Source organism: Streptomyces sp. TSRI0107 (assembly GCF_001905845.1).
Classification (GTDB): domain Bacteria; phylum Actinomycetota; class Actinomycetes; order Streptomycetales; family Streptomycetaceae; genus Streptomyces.
Genome location: NZ_LIVZ01000004.1, coordinates 336692 through 354231, shown reverse-complemented (window position 1 = coordinate 354231; position 17540 = coordinate 336692). Strand labels below are relative to the sequence as shown.

16 protein-coding genes are annotated in these 17540 nt (G+C 72.5%); 12 read left to right on the top strand and 4 right to left on the bottom strand.

What is annotated here, in order from left to right; genetic code table 11:
- Positions 1–31: 31 nt before the first annotated feature.
- On the bottom strand, positions 32–688 hold the full coding sequence (locus AMK31_RS11995) for a hypothetical protein (protein ID WP_073940444.1): 657 nt from the start codon (positions 686–688) through the stop codon (positions 32–34).
- A 244-nt stretch (positions 689–932) separates the two neighbouring features.
- On the opposite strand from AMK31_RS11995, the gene AMK31_RS11990 reads away from it, so the two are divergent.
- From AMK31_RS11990 to AMK31_RS11950, 9 genes are all read left to right on the top strand, one after another.
- Positions 933–1787 carry a bifunctional methylenetetrahydrofolate dehydrogenase/methenyltetrahydrofolate cyclohydrolase gene (locus AMK31_RS11990; protein WP_073940443.1) on the top strand — a complete coding sequence of 285 codons (855 nt, stop codon included), beginning with the start codon at positions 933–935 and terminating at the stop codon, positions 1785–1787.
- A gap of 43 nt (positions 1788–1830) precedes the next feature.
- On the top strand, positions 1831–2295 hold the full coding sequence (locus AMK31_RS11985) for a DUF3017 domain-containing protein (protein ID WP_073940768.1): 465 nt from the start codon (positions 1831–1833) through the stop codon (positions 2293–2295).
- A gap of 383 nt (positions 2296–2678) precedes the next feature.
- Positions 2679–3899 (top strand): helix-turn-helix domain-containing protein, encoded by a 1221-nt coding sequence (locus tag AMK31_RS11980; protein WP_073940442.1) that lies wholly within the window; start codon positions 2679–2681, stop codon positions 3897–3899.
- Positions 3900–4301: 402 nt separating this feature from the next.
- Complete coding sequence (locus AMK31_RS11975; protein WP_073940441.1) at positions 4302–5291, top strand: malate dehydrogenase; 990 nt, start codon at positions 4302–4304, stop codon at positions 5289–5291.
- A gap of 190 nt (positions 5292–5481) precedes the next feature.
- Complete coding sequence (locus AMK31_RS11970; RefSeq protein ID WP_073940440.1) at positions 5482–7008, top strand: aldehyde dehydrogenase family protein; 1527 nt, start codon at positions 5482–5484, stop codon at positions 7006–7008.
- A gap of 55 nt (positions 7009–7063) precedes the next feature.
- Positions 7064–8596, top strand: coding sequence for a GMC family oxidoreductase (locus tag AMK31_RS11965; RefSeq protein WP_073940439.1), 1533 nt, complete (start codon positions 7064–7066; stop codon positions 8594–8596).
- Entirely contained in the window at positions 8593–9768 is a 1176-nt protein-coding gene (locus AMK31_RS11960; protein ID WP_073940438.1) for a quaternary amine ABC transporter ATP-binding protein, read from the top strand. The genes AMK31_RS11965 and AMK31_RS11960 overlap by 4 nt, the downstream gene beginning before the upstream one ends.
- On the top strand, positions 9768–11714 hold the full coding sequence (locus AMK31_RS11955; RefSeq protein ID WP_073940437.1) for an ABC transporter permease: 1947 nt from the start codon (positions 9768–9770) through the stop codon (positions 11712–11714). The genes AMK31_RS11960 and AMK31_RS11955 overlap by 1 nt, the downstream gene beginning before the upstream one ends.
- A 118-nt stretch (positions 11715–11832) precedes the next feature.
- Positions 11833–12714 (top strand): ABC transporter substrate-binding protein, encoded by an 882-nt coding sequence (locus AMK31_RS11950; RefSeq protein ID WP_079186827.1) that lies wholly within the window; start codon positions 11833–11835, stop codon positions 12712–12714.
- Positions 12715–12755: 41 nt separating this feature from the next.
- On the opposite strand, the gene AMK31_RS11945 is transcribed toward AMK31_RS11950, so the two are convergent.
- The 3 genes from AMK31_RS11945 to AMK31_RS11935 are packed head-to-tail and all read right to left on the bottom strand — an operon-like array spanning position 12756 to position 14427.
- On the bottom strand, positions 12756–13475 hold the full coding sequence (locus AMK31_RS11945) for an isocitrate lyase/PEP mutase family protein (protein ID WP_385310949.1): 720 nt from the start codon (positions 13473–13475) through the stop codon (positions 12756–12758).
- Positions 13469–13918 carry a carboxymuconolactone decarboxylase family protein gene (locus AMK31_RS11940; protein ID WP_073940436.1) on the bottom strand — a complete coding sequence of 150 codons (450 nt, stop codon included), beginning with the start codon at positions 13916–13918 and terminating at the stop codon, positions 13469–13471. The genes AMK31_RS11945 and AMK31_RS11940 overlap by 7 nt, the downstream gene beginning before the upstream one ends.
- A complete protein-coding gene (locus tag AMK31_RS11935; RefSeq protein ID WP_073940435.1) occupies positions 13915–14427 on the bottom strand; it encodes a carboxymuconolactone decarboxylase family protein in 513 nt (170 codons plus the stop codon). Before AMK31_RS11935 ends, AMK31_RS11940 begins: the two co-directional genes overlap by 4 nt.
- Before the next feature lie 46 nt (positions 14428–14473).
- On the opposite strand from AMK31_RS11935, the gene pdxR reads away from it, so the two are divergent.
- The 3 genes from pdxR to AMK31_RS11920 all read left to right on the top strand — a co-directional run bounded on the left by pdxR (position 14474) and on the right by AMK31_RS11920 (position 17525).
- Positions 14474–15862: a MocR-like pyridoxine biosynthesis transcription factor PdxR gene (gene pdxR, locus AMK31_RS11930; protein ID WP_073940434.1), complete on the top strand. Its 1389-nt coding sequence runs from the start codon at positions 14474–14476 to the stop codon at positions 15860–15862.
- Between the two features lie 99 nt (positions 15863–15961).
- On the top strand, positions 15962–16327 hold the full coding sequence (locus AMK31_RS11925) for a hypothetical protein (protein WP_073940765.1): 366 nt from the start codon (positions 15962–15964) through the stop codon (positions 16325–16327).
- Between the two features lie 13 nt (positions 16328–16340).
- Entirely contained in the window at positions 16341–17525 is a 1185-nt protein-coding gene (locus AMK31_RS11920; RefSeq protein ID WP_073940433.1) for a glutathionylspermidine synthase family protein, read from the top strand.
- Positions 17526–17540: the final 15 nt, after the last annotated feature.

The window sequence follows — 17540 nt, the reverse complement described above, 5'->3', positions numbered from 1 at the left end:
CGGCCCTTGGGTGTGAACGGCGACCGTGCGCTCAGTAGCGCGGGCGGGCGAACCAGGCGGTGCCGCTGGGGACGACCGGCGCGGCCGTGATGATGGCGCCGAAGATCACCCACAGCAGCGGGAAGATCACCGCCGAGGCCATCCCGGAGTCCAGGCCGACGAACAGGCCGAGCAGACCGACGATGGTGCCGAGGGCGCCGTAGATCACCGTGGTGATGCGGATGCCCTGGCCGCCCCTGCCGAACTTCACGCCGAGCGTGATGGAGAGCGCGGCGAGGCCCAGCGCGATCAGCGCGAGGAACACCAGCAGGCCGGCCGCCATGTCACCGCCCTCGCCGATCGCGCTGAACGGGTCGTCGGAGGAGGTCGACAGGTCGTCGGCGGCGTCCGTGACGTCGTTGACGAAGGCCGCCACGTACAGCCAGGCGAGGCCCGCCAGGATCTGCACCGCGGAGATGATGAAGAGGAAGACGCGGGCGGTGGTCAGCAGCCCCGGCATGGACTGCGGGCCCATCATGTTGGCGCCCGGGTAGCCGGGGTACGCCGGCTGCTGCGGGTAGCCGTAGCCCTGCTGCGGCGGTACGCCGGGCGGGGGCGGGGACTGCTGCGGGTAGCCGTAGCCCGGTGCGGCCGACGGCGGCTGCTGGGGCGGCTGCCCGTAGGGGTTGTTCGGGTCGCCGAAACTCATGGCGGTCTTTCCTCCGTTTGCCGAAGTGCGGGGACGACGCGCGGCGCGATGCGGAGGAAGGTTCTACAGATGCGGTTCGTCCCCCCGGTACTGCCCGCGGCACTGTGGCCACAATCGTTCTTCAGCCACCGGTCGATTGTCCAGCCGCGCCCTCCAGGTGTTGTGCAAGTGCAACAAGGTCACGACTCGGGAACCGAGCACCCGGATTGGAACCGGGGGCCGGTCATCCGGGAGGATGGGGGCCATGACCGCCCAGATTCTCGATGGCAAGGCCACCGCAGCCGCGATCAAGTCCGATCTGACCGCCCGCGTGGCGGCGCTGAAGGAGAAGGGCGTCACGCCCGGCCTCGGCACGATCCTCGTCGGGGACGACCCCGGCAGCCAGAAGTACGTCGCGGGCAAGCACCGCGACTGCGCCCAGGTCGGCATCGCCTCCATCCAGCGCGAACTGCCGGCCACGGCGACGCAGGAGGAGATCGAGGCGGTCGTCCGCGAGCTGAACGAGGACCCCGCCTGCACCGGCTACATCGTCCAGCTGCCGCTCCCCAAGGGCATCGACGAGAACCGGATCCTGGAACTCATGGACCCGGACAAGGACGCCGACGGCCTGCACCCGATGAACCTCGGCCGCCTCGTCCTCAACGAGCCCGCCCCGCTGCCCTGCACCCCCAACGGCGTCCTCACCCTGCTGCGCCGCTACGGCGTCGAGATCAAGGGCGCCGAGGTCGTGGTCGTCGGCCGCGGCGTGACCATCGGCCGCCCGATGCCGCTGCTGCTGACCCGGCGCAGCGAGAACGCCACCGTCACCCAGTGCCACACCGGCACCCGTGACCTGTCGGCGCACCTCAAGCGCGCGGACATCATCGTCGCCGCCGCCGGTTCCGCCCACCTGATCCGCGCCGAGGACGTCAAGCCGGGCGCGGCCGTCCTCGACGTCGGTGTCTCGCGCAACGCCGAGGGCAAGATCGTCGGAGATGTGCACCCCGACGTCGCCGAGGTGGCCGCCTGGATCTCCCCGAACCCCGGCGGCGTCGGCCCGATGACCCGGGCCCAGCTGCTGGTGAACGTGGTCGAGGCGGCGGAGCGCAGTGTCGGCTGAGGAACGCGGCGCGGGCGGCACCACCGGCGCCGACGAGCCGCGCATCACCGGCAGCACCCCCGAGACCGTCGAGGTGCGGGAACCGGTCAGCGCGCCCGACGCCGACGGCAGGCCGCGCCGGGCCACCCGTCGCTTCCCGCTGTTCACCCGGGACACCGCCCGGCCCGAGGGCGGCGGCCGGGCCGCGTCCGGGGCGGCCCCGGCGCCCGCGCGGCAGTGGCCGATGCTCGCCGTGCTGGTGACGGTCGGTCTCGGACTGCTGCTGACCGCCTTCGACGCGTTCCGGCTCGGCACCCTGCTGGTGGGTGTCGCGCTGCTCGGCGGCGCGGTGCTGCGCTGGCTGCTGCCCAGCGTCGGCATGCTCGCGGTGCGCTCCCGTTTCACGGACATCGCGACCTACGGCCTGCTGGGCGTCGTGATCGTCCTGCTGGCGTTGATGGTGCAGCCGGAGCCCTGGCTGGAGATCCCGTTCCTGAAGGACACGCTGCACTTCACGGTCAGCGGCTGAGCGCCGGTACGGCGGCCCGTCCCCACCCCCGTCGGGGGACGGGCCACCGCCCACGAACAACCTCCCGCACCTCGAACAGCCCGTTCAACGTCTGTCAGTTCGCTGTGGCACGGAAGTGACCGTTCCGCTACGGTGTCCGCGCGTTGGGGCTCCTGATACGGACGAGACGGACCATGTGTCCCCGTTGTGGCGATGTTCCGACAAGTTCGCGGATGTGTAGCCAAGGCGCTGCACAGCGTGGCTAATGTGTGCCATCAGGCAATAAGGTCGGGCAATCTGGACGGCGCGGGGGTGCGCCGCCGCCGGGGGAACTGAGATCCTGACGACGCGCATCCCAGTGGGCGGGGGAAGAGCAAGCACTACCGGGGGAAGAGGGGGAAGCAATGCCTCGTTGGAAGGCCTTGCCGGACGAACTCGATCCGCAGATCAGGGAGTTCACCAGCCAGCTGCGGCGGCTGGTGGACCGCAGCGGCCTCAGCGTCGCCGCGGTCGCCGACCGCACCGGTTACAGCAAGACGTCCTGGGAGCGTTACCTGGGCGGCCGGCTGCTCGCCCCCAAGGGCGCGATCGTGGCCCTGGCCGAGGTCACCGGCACCAACCCGGTCCATCTGACCACCATGTGGGAACTCGCCGAACGCGCCTGGAGCCGTTCCGAGATGCGCCACGACATGACCATGGAGGCCATCCGGATCTCCCAGGCGCGCGCCGCGCTCAGCGAGTTCGGCCCGCCGCCCGCGAGCGCCAAGGGCGGCAAGACCGCCCGCCGCGGCGGCAGCGCCACCGCCACACCGGGCATCGCCGGCCCGGCGGGAGTCGCCCCGACGGTGCCGCCGCAGCCGACCGCGTCGGACGCGGACACCCGGACGCCGCCGGCCGGCCAGGGCTCCTCCGGGGGCAACTCCTGGGGGCTCGCGGGATACACGGGCCCGTCCTCGGCGGGCGGCCGGACGGCGGGGGGCCGGACGGCCGGTGGGGGTGTGGGTGCGGGTGCGGGGGCCGGCTCGGGTGCCGGTTCCGCCTCCGTCGCCGCCGCCTCCGGACCGGGCGGCAGGACCCCCGGCGGTACGACCGCGCCCGCCGGACCCGCCGGACCCGCTTCCCCCGGCGGCGGCAAGCGGCAGCTGACGATGTTCCTCGCGGGCGCCGTCGGCGCGCTGGTCGTCATCGCGGGCGCGTTCTGGGTCACCAAGGGCGGCGACGACGGCGAGGCGAACGCGAAGGCCTCACCCTCACCCTCCGTCACCACGGACGCCTCGCTGCCGCCCGGCGTGGAGTGCAGCGGCGCCGGCTGCACCGGCAAGGACGCGGAGCTGATGGGGTGCAGCGGCGACCTGGTGACCACCGCCCGGACCGCCACCGTCGGCACCACGGTCCTGGAGGTGCGGTACAGCGAGACCTGCGGCGCCGCCTGGGGCCGCATCACCCAGGCGGCGCCGGGTGACGAGGTCGTGGTGACCGCGGGCAAGGTCCGGCAGAAGGGCTCGATCACCGTCGCCGGCGACACCATCGCGTACACCCCGATGGTGGCCGTGAAGGACGCGGGCGAAGCGGTCGCGTGCGCGACGCTGACGACGGGCGAGAAGGGCTGCACGCAACAGCCGTAGCGGACGGATTCCCGCAGGGGATCACGAAGGGGATCACGCAGGGATCACGCAGGGTCTCCCGGAGGGGGAACCAGCCGGTGGAAATCGGCCGGGCGAAACAGGCATGGCCGTGCGGATCCCGGGCAGGCGGAAAGTACCCCCACGGGAGTCCGGCAAGAATTCGGTACCCCCGCACGGCGGCCGCCTTCGTCTCCCCTCTCCCGGACGGGCGGCCGCCTTTCTTTGTGGGGCCGTCCCGTCCGGCAGTCGGGCGGTCTGTGGGCTGGGCCACACCCACCCGGCGGTCCGTGATCCCGGATGCGCGATAGCCTGACCCGCGGATATCTCTTGACGCCAAGAGATCGATCATCCGAACCCCCGGGGCAGGGACGCCCCACCGCCAGCTGTCATACGGAGAACGCCATGACCCGCACTCCCGTGAACGTCACCGTCACCGGCGCGGCCGGCCAGATCGGTTACGCCCTGCTCTTCCGCATCGCCTCCGGCCAGCTGCTCGGCGCGGACGTGCCGGTCAAGCTCCGCCTCCTGGAGATCACCCCCGCGCTGAAGGCCGCCGAGGGCACCGCGATGGAGCTGGACGACTGCGCGTTCCCGCTGCTCCAGGGCATCGACATCAGCGACGACCCGAACGTGGCCTTCGACGGCGCCAACGTCGCCCTGCTGGTGGGCGCCCGCCCGCGCACCAAGGGCATGGAGCGCGGCGACCTGCTGGAGGCCAACGGCGGCATCTTCAAGCCGCAGGGCCAGGCCATCAACGCCCACGCCGCGGACGACATCAAGGTCCTCGTCGTCGGCAACCCGGCCAACACCAACGCGCTGATCGCGCAGGCCGCCGCCCCGGACGTACCGGCGGAGCGCTTCACCGCGATGACCCGCCTGGACCACAACCGCGCGCTGACCCAGCTCGCGAAGAAGACCGGCTCGACGGTCTCCGACATCAAGCGTCTGACCATCTGGGGCAACCACTCCGCCACCCAGTACCCGGACATCTTCCACGCCACCGTTGCCGGCAAGAACGCCGCCGAGGTTGTCAACGACGAGAAGTGGCTGGCCGAGGACTTCATCCCGACCGTCGCCAAGCGCGGCGCCGCCATCATCGAGGCCCGCGGCGCCTCGTCGGCCGCCTCCGCCGCCAACGCCGCCATCGACCACGTGTACTCGTGGGTCAACGGCACCGCCGAGGGCGACTGGGTCTCCATGGGCATCCCGTCGGACGGCTCCTACGGCGTCCCGGAGGGCCTGATCTCCTCCTTCCCGGTCACCTGCAAGGACGGCAAGTACGAGATCGTCCAGGGCCTGGAGATCAACGAGTTCTCCCGCTCCCGGATCGACGCCTCCGTCAAGGAGCTGGAGGAGGAGCGCGAGGCGGTCCGCGGCCTCGGCCTCATCTGATCCCACCGCTTCACCCGCGAAGGCCCCGTCCCCGGACGGGGCCTTTTCCGTGCCTGACATGCCCCAAATGCCCGCATTTTCAGTGACGCAGCGCACGTTCGACCGTGAATTCCGCATGCAATCGAGGGCGAAGGGCAGGTGCTCCCGGTCCTGAACGGGGGACGCACAGGAACGGAAGGCAGCACCAGGCATGGCGGACAGTACGGAACTCCACACCCGGAAGAGCATCCACGCGGCAGGCGAATGGCGGCACGCCGTCTCCGGAGCCACGCGCGAGATCCTCGACCCCGCGGACGCCGCACCGTTCGCCCTGGTCGCGGAGGGCGACGAGAAGGACGCGGACCTCGCCGTCGAGGCCGCCCGCAGCGCCTTCGACGGCGGCGCCGGCGCATGGCCGCGCACCCCGGTCGCGGAACGCGCCGCCCTGCTGCGCCGCGTCGCCGACCTCCTCGTACGCGACCGGGAGGAACTGGGGCTCCTGGAGAGCCGCGACGCGGGCAAGACCGTGGAGGAGGGCCGCGTCGACATCGACTGTGTCGCCGACGCCTTCCGCTACTTCGCGGACCTCGTCGCCGCCGAGGCTCCCGGCCGGGTCGTCGACGCGGGCTCACCCGACGTCCACAGCGTCGTCGTCCACGAGCCGGTCGGCGTCTGCGCGCTGATCACCCCCTGGAACTACCCCCTGCTCCAGGCCAGTTGGAAGATCGCCCCGGCGCTCGCGGCCGGCAACACCTTCGTGGTCAAGCCCAGCGAGATCACGCCGATGACCACGATCGCCCTCATCGAGCTGCTCACCGAGGCGGGACTGCCCGCCGGTGCCGCCAACATCGTCACCGGCCCCGGTCACACCGTCGGCGCCCGGCTCGCCGAGCACCCCGACGTCGACCTGGTCTCCTTCACCGGCGGCCTGGTCAGCGGCACCAAGGTGGCCCAGGCCGCCGCCCCGACCGTGAAGAAGGTCGCCCTCGAACTCGGCGGCAAGAACCCCAACGTCGTCTTCGCCGACGCCTGCGCCACCGAGGAGGGCTTCGACACCGCCGTCGACCAGGCCCTGAACGCGGCCTTCATCCACAGCGGCCAGGTCTGCTCCGCGGGCGCCCGCCTCATCGTCGAGGAGTCCGTCCGGGACCGCTTCGTCACCGAACTCGCCCGCCGGGCCTCGCGGATCCGCCTCGGCCGCGGCACCGCCGACGGCGTGGAGTGCGGGCCGCTGGTCTCCGAGCAGCACCGGGCGAAGGTCGAGGCGTACGTCGCCTCCGCGCTGGCCGAGGGCGCCGTACTGCGCACCGGCGGCAAGCGCCCGGAGCCGTCCGCCGAACGGCCCGCCGCCGGCTGGTTCTACGAGCCGACCGTCCTCGACGCCTGCCACCGCGAGATGCGGGTGGTCCGCGAGGAGGTCTTCGGACCCGTCCTCACCGTCGAGACGTTCCGCACCGAGGACGAGGCCGTCGCCCTCGCCAACGACACCGAGTACGGCCTCGCGGGCGCCGTCTGGACCGCCGACGCGGGCCGGGCCCGCCGGGTCGCCGGCCGGCTGCGGCACGGCACCGTCTGGATCAACGACTTCCACCCCTACCTCCCGCAGGCCGAGTGGGGCGGCTTCGGCAAGAGCGGAACGGGCCGCGAACTCGGCCCCGCCGGGCTCGCCGAGTACCGCGAGACCAAGCACGTCTACCAGAACCTCGCCCCGCGGCCGGTGCGCTGGTTCGCCGGCTGAGCCCACGACCCCGGCCCCCTGCTTCGTTCTTCGACCCCCCACTGGAGTGCGACCCATGTCCGAGAACACCCACGTCTACGACTACGTCGTCATCGGCGGCGGCACGGCGGGCTCCGTCATCGCCTCCCGCCTCACCGAGAACCCCGACGTCACCGTCGCCGTCATCGAGGGCGGCCCCAGCGACGTCGGCCGCGACGACGTGCTCACCCTGCGCCGCTGGATGGGCCTGCTCGGCGGCGAACTCGACTACGACTACCCGACCACCGAGCAGCCACGCGGAAACTCCCACATCCGGCACAGCCGCGCCCGGGTGCTCGGCGGCTGCTCCTCCCACAACACGCTGATCGCGTTCAAGCCGTTGCCGTCCGACTGGGACGAGTGGGAGGAGGCCGGCGCCAAGGGCTGGGGCTCGGTGCCCATGGAGGCGTACTTCGCGCGCCTGAAGAACAACATCGTCCCCGTCGACGAGAAGGACCGGAACGCCATCGCCCGCGACTTCGTCGACGCCGCGCAGAGCACGCTCGGCGTGCCGCGCGTCGAGGGCTTCAACAAGAAGCCGTTCAACGAGGGCGTCGGCTTCTTCGACCTCGCCTACCACCCGGAGAACAACAAGCGGTCGTCGGCGTCCGTCGCGTACCTCCACCCGGTGATGGACGAACGGCCCAACCTGACGATCCTGCTGGAGACCTGGGCGTACCGGCTGGAGCTGGCCGGCACCCGCGCCGAGGGCGTCCACGTGCGCACCAAGGACGGCGAGGAACTGCTGATCCGGGCCCGCGACGAGGTCGTGCTGTGCGCGGGCGCGGTCGACTCCCCGCGGCTGCTGCTGCACTCCGGCATCGGCCCGAAGGCCGACCTGGAGGCGCTCGGCATACCCGTGGCGCTCGATCTGCCCGGCGTCGGGGAGAACCTCCTCGACCACCCCGAGTCGGTGATCGTCTGGGAGACCCACGGGCCCATCCCGGAGAACTCGGCGATGGACTCCGACGCGGGCCTGTTCGTGCGCCGCGACCCCGAACACGCGGGCCCCGACCTGATGTTCCACTTCTACCAGATCCCCTTCACGGACAACCCGGAGCGGCTGGGCTACGAACGGCCCGCGCACGGGGTGTCCATGACCCCGAACATCCCCAAGCCGAAGAGCCGCGGCCGGCTGTACCTGACCAGCCCCGACCCGGCCGTGAAGCCCGCCCTCGACTTCCGCTACTTCACCGACGAGGCCGACTACGACGGCCGCACCCTCGTCGACGGCATCCGCATCGCCCGCGAGATCGCCAAGTCCGAGCCGCTGGCCGGCTGGCTCAAGCGCGAGGTCTGCCCCGGCCCGGAGATCGTGGGCGACGCCGAACTCAGCGAGTACGCCCGCAAGGCCGCGCACACCGTCTACCACCCGGCGGGCACCTGCAAGATGGGCGCCGCCGACGACGAACTGGCCGTCGTCGACCCCGAGCTGCGCATCCGCGGCCTGCAGGGCATCCGCATCGCCGACGCCTCCGTCTTCCCGACCATGACGGCCGTCAACCCGATGATCGGGGTGCTGATGGTCGGGGAGCGGGCCGTCGACCTGATCGGTGGTGACGCCCGATGAGTACCGCCAACCCGAAGCCCGAAACCCTCACCCCTCCCGTGTTCTCCGTCGAGAACCTGTGGAAGGTGTTCGGCCCGAAGGCCGACCGCGTCCCCGCCGACCCCGGGCTGGCCGCCCTCACCCCCGCCGAACTGCGCTCCCGTACCGGCTGCACGGCGGCCGTCCGCGACGTCAGCTTCGACGTCCGCAAGGGCGAGGTCTTCGTCGTCATGGGCCTGTCCGGCTCCGGCAAGTCCACGCTGGTGCGCTGTCTGACCCGGCTGATCGAGCCGACGTCCGGCACGATCGCCATAGACGGCGAGGACGTCCGCGCCATGGACAAGGCCCGGCTGCGCGAACTGCGCCGCCACCGCGCGGCGATGGTCTTCCAGCACTTCGGCCTGCTCCCGCACCGCACGGTCCTCGACAACGTGGCCTACGGCCTGGAGATCCAGGGCGTGGGCAAGGCGGAGCGGCGCGCGAAGGCCGCCGAGGTCGTCGCCAAGGTCGGCCTCGCGGGCATGGAGCAGCGGCGTCCCGGGCAGCTGTCGGGCGGCCAGCAGCAGCGGGTCGGGCTCGCGCGGGCGCTGGCCGTGGACCCCGAGGTGCTGCTCTTCGACGAGCCGTTCAGCGCCCTCGACCCGCTGATCCGGCGGGACATGCAGGACGAGGTCGTCCGGCTGCACCGCGACGAGGGCCGCACGATGGTCTTCATCACCCATGACCTCAGCGAGGCCCTGAAGCTCGGCGACCGGATCGCGCTGATGCGCGACGGGCGGGTCGTGCAGCTCGGCACACCCGAGGAGATCGTCGGCTCCCCGGCCGACGACTACGTGCGCGAGTTCGTCCGTGACGTCCCGCGCGAACAGGTCATCACCGTCCGTACGGCCATGCGGCCCGCGTCCGCGGACGAGGCGGCCACGGGTCCGGCGGTGGCCCCGCACGCCACCGTCGCCGAGGCCATCGAGGCCGTCGCCCGCAGCGGCGAACCCGCCCGCGTGATGGACGGGCCGCGCTGCGTCGGGGTCGTGGACCACGAGGGGCTGCTGGACGTCGTGGCCGGCGTGACGGAGGTGTCCGCGGGCGGCCGTGCCGCCGGGGTTGCCGACTGCCAGAAGGGCTTGGGGGAGGTACCCCGCCGGCGCGGGCTGGCGGAGCACCCCGACGCGAACCCCCACGTGGAGGCGGTCTGATGGCGACGATCACCGCAACGCCCGCACGCGGCCTCCCCGCGCTCCTGAGAAACCGCGCCGCGGCCAAGCTGGCGGTCCTCGCCCTCGCCGCGGTCGTCCTCGTACCCCTGGCGCACGCCCGCTGGGCGTCCGGCACCTGGCCCGACGCCCTGACCGTCGACCTCACCGCCCCCCTCACCGACACCAGCGACTGGATCATCGACAACCGGGACAGCCACCCGCTGTTCCTGTACTTCTTCGGCCACGTCAGCAACGCGGTCGTCCTCTCCGTACGCGCCGTCTACCTCGCCCTCCTCGCCGTCGGCTGGGCGGGCGTGACGGCACTCGGAGCCTTCGTCGCCTGGCGGGTCGCGGGCGTGCGGCTCGCGCTCGGCACGGCGGCCGCGTTCCTCGCCTGCGGGCTGCTCGGCATGTGGGTGCCGACCATGCAGACGCTGGCCCTGATGGCGGTCGCGGTGCTCGCGTCGGTCGTGGTGGGCGCCCTGCTGGGCCTCGCGGCCGGACTGTCCGACCGGATGGACCGGATGCTGCGTCCCGTCCTGGACACCATGCAGGTGCTCCCGGCGTTCGCCTACCTCCTGCCCGTCGTCCTGGTCTTCGGCATCGGCGTGCCCGCCGCCGTCCTCGCCACCGTCGTCTACGCCGCCCCGCCGATGGCCCGCCTCACCGCGCTCGGGCTGCGCGGCGCCGACCGGGGCGTGCTGGAGGCCGTGGAGTCGCTGGGCGCGACCTCGCGGCAGCGGCTGCTGACCGCCCGGATCCCGCTGGCCCGCAAGGAACTCCTGCTCGGCGTCAACCAGACGATCATGATGGCGCTGTCCATGGCGGTGATCGCCTCGGTGATCGGCGCCGGCGGTCTCGGCGACCGCGTCTACCAGGCGCTGGCCTCGGTCGACGTGGGCGCGGCGCTGGCCGCGGGCATCCCGATCGTGCTGCTCGCGGTCGTCCTCGACCGGGTGACGGGCGCGGCGGGCGGCGACACCCGCGGCGCCGGGCGAGCCGTCCGGCCGTACGCCCTGGCCGTCGTCGCCGCCGTGGCCGTGGCCGTGGCCGTCGCCGGGCGCCTGGCGGGCCGGGCCGAGTGGCCCGAGGCGTGGACGGTGAACATCGCCGAGTCCGTCAACCGTGCCGTCGACTGGATGACCGCCCACCTCTACTCCGGTGTGCCCGTCATCGGCGGCACCGCCGACTGGGCGGGGCACTTCACGACCTGGGTGCTCGACCCGCTGCGGGACGGCCTGCAGTGGCTGCCGTGGTGGTCGGTGCTGCTCGTGGTCGCCGCCCTCGCCTGGCTGATCGGCACCTGGCGCACCGCGCTGACCGCCGTGCTCGCCATGGCCGCGATCGGCGTGCTCGGGGTGTGGGAGCCGTCGCTGGACACGCTGTCGCAGGTGCTGGCGGCCGTCGCCGTCACCCTCGTACTGGGTGTCGCGACCGGTGTCGTGGCGGCCCGCAGCGACCGTTTCGAGCGGCTGCTGCGGCCGGTCCTGGACGTCTGCCAGACGATGCCGCAGTTCGTGTACCTGATCCCGGTCGTCGCCCTCGCCGGCGTCGGCCGCGCGCCCGCCGTCGCCGCGGCCGTCGTCTACGCGCTGCCGGCCGTCGTCCGCATCACCACGCAGGGCCTGCGCCAGGTCGACCCGGCCGCCCTGGAGTCGGCCCGCTCGCTCGGCGCGACCGGCGGACAGCAGCTGCGGCAGATCCAGCTCCCGCTGGCCCGGCGGTCCCTGCTCCTCGCGGTCAACCAGGGCGTGGTGCTCGTCCTCGCCGTCGTCATCATCGGCGGCCTGGTCGGCGGCGGCGCGCTCGGCTACGACGTCGTCTTCGGCCTCGCCCAGGGCGACCTCGCGACCGGCCTGGTCGCCGGTGCCGCGATCGTCTGCCTGGGGCTGATGCTCGACCGGGTGACCCAGCCGACCGACCGCCGTACGACGAAGGGAGCGTGACGTGTTCCGTCGCACCACACGCCGTGACACCACGCGCCGTGGCACCGCAGGCCATACCGCCCTGATCGCCTCGTCGGCCGCCGTGCTGACGCTGGCCACCGGCTGCGGCGCCGCCGACATGACCCAGCAGGCCTCGCCGTTCGCGAACGCCCGCGGCGCGAAGACCGTCACCCTGTCCGTGCAGTCCTGGGTGGGCGCCCAGGCCAACGTGGCCGTCGCCCAGTACCTGCTGGAACACGAACTGGGCTACCGCGTCGACACCGTCCAGGTCGACGAGGTCCCCGCCTGGGACGCCCTCAGCCAGGGCCGCGTCGACGCGCTCCTGGAGGACTGGGGCCACCCCGAGCAGGAACAGCGGTACGTCAAGGACAAGAAGACCATCACGCCCGGCGGCGACCTGGGCGTGACCGGGCACATCGGCTGGTACGTCCCCACGTACCTCGCCGAGCAGCACCCGGACATCACCGACTGGAAGAACCTGAACAAGTACGCCGACCTGTTCCGCACCCCGGAGAGCGGCGACCAGGGCCAGCTCATGGACGGCTCCCCGTCCTACGTCACCAACGACAAGGCGCTGGTGGACAACCTGGACCTGGACTACAAGGTCGTCTTCGCCGGGTCCGAGGCCGCGCAGATCACCCAGATCAAGCAGTTCGCCAAGGAGCGGAAGCCCTTCCTGACGTACTGGTACTCGCCGCAGTGGCTGTTCGAGAAGGTGCCGATGACGGAGGTGAAGCTGCCCGCCTACAAGGAGGGCTGCGACGCCGACCCGGCGAAGGTCGCCTGCGCCTACCCGCACACCCCGCTCCAGAAGTACCTCAACACCGACTTCGCCGAGAGCGGCGGCGACGCGGCGGCGTTCCTGAAGAACTTCGAGTGGAGCACCGAGGACCAGAACGAGGTCTCCCTGATGATCGCCGAACAGAAGCTCAGCCCGGAGGAGGCGGCGAAGAAGTGGGCGGAGCGGCACGAGCCGACGTGGAAGGCGTGGCTGCCGTGACCGCTGCCGTACCGCTGCCGTGACCGCCGCCCCGGCCGCTGTCAGGCGCGGATGCCTTCGGCGATCTCCCGCAGCGCGGCCGTGGCCCGCTGCTGGAGACCCGGCCCGAAGGTGATCCGGGTGGCCCCTCGCGCGCCGAGCTCGGCGAGCGAGGGGCCGTCGCCGTCCAGGCGCGCGAAGACGTTCAGCGGCCCCTCGACGCCCGCCCGCAGCCGCGGCAGCACGTCCACGGGGGCGCCGATCGGATAGACGCAGTCGGCGCCCGCGGCCACGTACCGCCGTGCCCGCCCGATCGTCTCCGCCACGTCCGGGACCTGCCGTACGAAGGTGTCCACGCGGGCGTTGATGAACAGCCGGTCCCCCGCCTCCGCCCGCACCTCGGCCAGCCACTCGGCGTGCTCCCGCGGGTCCTTGAGGACGCCGTGGCGGGAGTCCTCCAGGTTGCAGCCCACGACGCCCGCCTCCAGCAGCCGCTCCACCAGCTCCTTCGGCGTCAGCCCGTAGCCGTCCTCCACGTCCGCCGACACCGGCACGTCCACCGCCCGCGCGATCCGCGCGACCGCCGCGAACATCTCGTCGGCGGGTGTCTCGCCGTCGGCGTACCCGAGGGACGCGGCGACACCCGCGCTCGGCGTCGCCAGCGCCGGGAAACCCGCCGCGACGAGGGCCTGCGCGGAGGCCGCGTCCCAGGGGCCGGGCAGCACCAGCGGGGTGCTGCGGCCGTGGTGCAGCGCGCGGAACACCTCCGCCTTGGTCACCATTCCGTGCTCCCCGGCGGGATCCGCCGGCCGACCATCAGCCGGTTCCAGCCGTTGATGACGGTGATCAGGGCGATGAGGTGCGCGAGTTCGGCGTCCTCGAAGTGCTTGGCCGCCCGCTCGTACACCTCGTCGGGGACAAAGCCGTCCGTGAGGACGGTGACCGCCTCGGTCAGCGCGAGCGCGGCCCGTTCGCGCTCGTCGAACACGTCGTCCCCGGCCTCCTGCCAGACGGCGAGGAGATCGAGCCGGCGCTCGCTCACGCCGTGCCCGCGGGCGATCGCGAGATGCATGTCCAGGCAGAACGCGCACCGGTTGAGCTGCGAGGCGCGGATCTGGACGAGTTCGGCGAGGGCCGGGTCCCCGAAGCCCTTCTTCGCGGCGGCGCTCAGGGACCGCATCGCCGTGCGGACCTCGGGGGCCAGGTGGGTGGTGCGTGCGGTCACTTGTGGCCGCCCGGCTGGTAGTGGCCCGGCGTCATCCGGCAGGTCACGCCGAACCGGTTCCAGGCGTTGATCACCGTGATCGCGGCGATCAGCTGCGCCAGCTCGGCCTCCTCGAAGTGCTCGGCTGCCTTCTCGTACACCTCGTCCGGCACGAACCCGTCCGTCAGGACGGTCACCGCCTCCGTCAGCTCCAGCGCCGCGAGCTCCTTCTCGGTGTAGAAGTGCCGGGACTCGTCCCAGGCGCTGAGCTGGATGATCCGCTCCACGCTCTCACCGGCCGCGAGCGCGTCCTTGCTGTGCATGTCGATGCAGAGCGCGCAGTGGTTGATCTGGGAGGCGCGGATCTTCACCAGCTCGTACAGCTTCTGGTCCAGGCCCTGCCGGGCGGCCGTGTCGAGCCTGATCATCGCCTTGTAGACATCGGGGACCAGTTTGGCCCACTCCAGGCGCGGAGTGGTCTCGGCGGCGTATCGAACGGTCTGCGTACCGGTCGTCGTCGTTGTCGTCATGCCTCGACCCTAGAAACCGACCGGCCCAGGCGTATGGTCCATTTCCATGGCGAAACCATGGGCCACTCTGGGCATCGACCTGCACCTGGAACCGGCCGGCGGCGGAGTGCGCCGCGGCCTCACCGACGCCCTGCGCGACGCGGTCCGCACCGGCCGGCTCGCCCCCGGCACCCGGCTGCCCTCCTCCCGCACGCTCGCCGTCGACCTCGGACTCGCCCGCAACACCGTCGCCGGCGCCTACGCCGACCTGGTCGCCGAGGGCTGGCTCACCGCCCGCCAGGGCTCCGGCACCCGGGTCGCCGACCGCGCCGTACCGCCGCCCACCCGGCGTCCGGCCCCCTCGCCGAACCGCACCGGCCGCCCCGCGTACAGCCTCGTCCCCGGCACCCCCGACCTCGCCTCCTTCCCCCGCGCCCAGTGGCTCAAGGCCGCCCGCCGCGCCCTGGCCACGGCCCCGAACGACGCCCTCGGCTACGGCGACCCGCGCGGCCGCGTCGAACTGCGCACCGCCCTCGCCGGCTACCTCTCCCGAGCCCGCGGCGTGCGCGCCGACCCGGACCGGATCGTCGTCTGCGCCGGGTTCGCCCACGGGCTGCGGCTGCTCGGCCAGATCCTGCACGCCCGCGGCGAACGCGCCCTGGCCGTGGAGTCGTACGGCCTCGACGTCCACTGGGACCTGGTCGAGCGGGCGGGACTGCGGACGGTGCCGCTGCCGTTCGACGCGGCCGGCACGGGACTCGACGGGCTGGACGGAACCGGCGCCGGAGCCGTCCTGCTGACCCCCTCGCACCAGTTCCCGATGGGCGTGGCGCTGCGCCCCGAGCGGCGAGCGGCCGTCGTCGACTGGGCCCGCCGCACCGGCGGACTGATCCTGGAGGACGACTACGACGGCGAGTTCCGCTACGACCGCCAGCCCGTCGGCGCCCTCCAGGACCTCGACCCCGACCACGTCGTCCACCTCGGCACCGCCAGCAAGTCCCTCGCCCCCGCCCTGCGGCTGGGCTGGATGGTGCTGCCGCCGTCGCTCGTCGACGAGGTGAGAGCGCTGGGCGGTTCCGCGGTGGCCGCCCTCGATCAGCTGACCCTCGCCGAGTTCATCACCTCCGGCGCCTACGACCGTCACGTCCGCGCCGCCCGGCTGCGCTACCGGCGCCGCCGGGACGCCCTGGTCGCCGCCGTCGCCGCCCACGCCCCCGAGGTGACCGTCACCGGGATCGCCGCCGGACTGCACGTGCTGCTCCAACTCCCGCCCGGCACCGAGCAGTCGGTGGTCCGCGCGGCCGCCTGGCAGGGCCTCGCCGTGCACGGCCTCTCCCGCTACCGCCACCCCCGGGCCGCCGGCCGGCCCGTCGACGCCCTCGTCGTCGGCTACGGCACACCGCCCGACCACGCCTGGGCGGGAACCTTGGAGGCGTTGTGCAACGTCCTGCCCTGAGGTGACCGTGCTCAGTCACGCCCCGTATGATCGCGGGCCGACGTCGACGACGGCACGGCGCACGGCACTCGCGAAACGGTGAACGGGGAGAAGACGGACATGGCAGAGACCCGTCGACGGCTGCGCTCCAGCACCGTCGTACTCGGCGGGATGGGCGTGATCGCCGCGGCCCTCACCTCCTGCGGCTCGGACCCCGACCGCCGCTGCGTCGACCGCGACAGCTACGACTACATCAACGGCTACAAGATCATCGCCGACAAGAACTGCAAGTCCGGCTCCTCCTCGTCCGGCAAGTCCGGCAAGGGCAAGAAGACCGGCACCGGCAGCGGCAAGCGCGTCGACGCCGCCTGGTACTACGACGCCGAGGTCAGCGGCGGCTACGCCGACTACGGCACCTTCAGCCGCGACGAGGCCGTCGACCGCGGCGGCTTCGGCTGCTCCGGCTCCGGCAGCAGCGGCGGCTGACGGACCCCGCGCCATGGAACGCCGCACCATCGAACCCCGCCCCGGCTGGCAGCAGACCGTCGAGGAACAGGGCCTGGTCTACCCCCTCACCCGCTACCCCGACGACTCGCTGCGCCCCTACTGGGACGAGAGCGGCTACTACGTCTTCTCCCTCGACGAGGTCGAGGCCCTGGAGGAGGTCGTCGAGGAACTGCACCGCATGTGCCTCGCGGCGGCCGACCACATCGTCACCGCCGACCGCTTCGCCGACCTCGGCATCACCGACCCGCGTGTCGCGCAGGCCGTCGCCGAGGCCTGGCACCGCCGCGCCGAACTCCCCTCCGTCTACGGCCGCTTCGACCTCCGCTACGACGGCCGCGGCCCGGCCAAGCTGCTCGAGTACAACGCCGACACCCCCACCTCCCTCGTCGAGGCCGCCTCCCCCCAGTGGTTCTGGATGGAGGAGCGCTTCCCCGGCGCCGACCAGTGGAACTCCCTCCACGAACGCCTCGTCGACGCATGGCGCAAACAGGCTCGGCTCCTCCCGCCCGGCAGCCCCCTGTACTTCGCCTACTCCGACGCCGACGAACTCGGCGAGGACCTGATGACGGTCGCCTACCTCAAGGAGACCGCCGAGCAGGCCGGCCTGGACACCGGCTGGATCTCCATGGAGGAGATCGGCTGGGACCGACTCTCCGGCCGCTTCGTCGACCGGCAGCTCCGCTTCATCCGCAGCTGCTTCAAGCTCTACCCCTGGGAGTGGCTCACCACCGACCGCTTCGCCGACCACGTCCTCGACACCCTGGACAACGGCGGCGGCACCGGCACCACCCTGTGGATCGAGCCCGCCTGGAAGATGCTGCTCAGCAACAAGGCCCTCCTCGCCATCCTCTGGGAGCTGTACCCGGACCACCCCAACCTCCTCCCCGCCTACCTCGACGGCCCCCGCGACCTGGCCACGACCACCGGATACGTCGCCAAGCCGCTGCTGGGCCGGGAAGGCGCCGGCGTGACCGTCCACGAGCCCGGCACGCCCCCCGTCGTCCGTGACGAGCCCTGCTGCTACCAGGAACTCGCCCCGCTCCCCGACTTCGACGGCAACCGCGTCGTCCTCGGCGCCTGGGTCGTCGAGAACGAATCGGCAGGCCTGGGCATCCGCGAGTCCTCCGGCTTGATCACCGACGAGTACGCCCGCTTCCTGCCCCACGTGATCCTCTGACCCCACCGGCGCGCC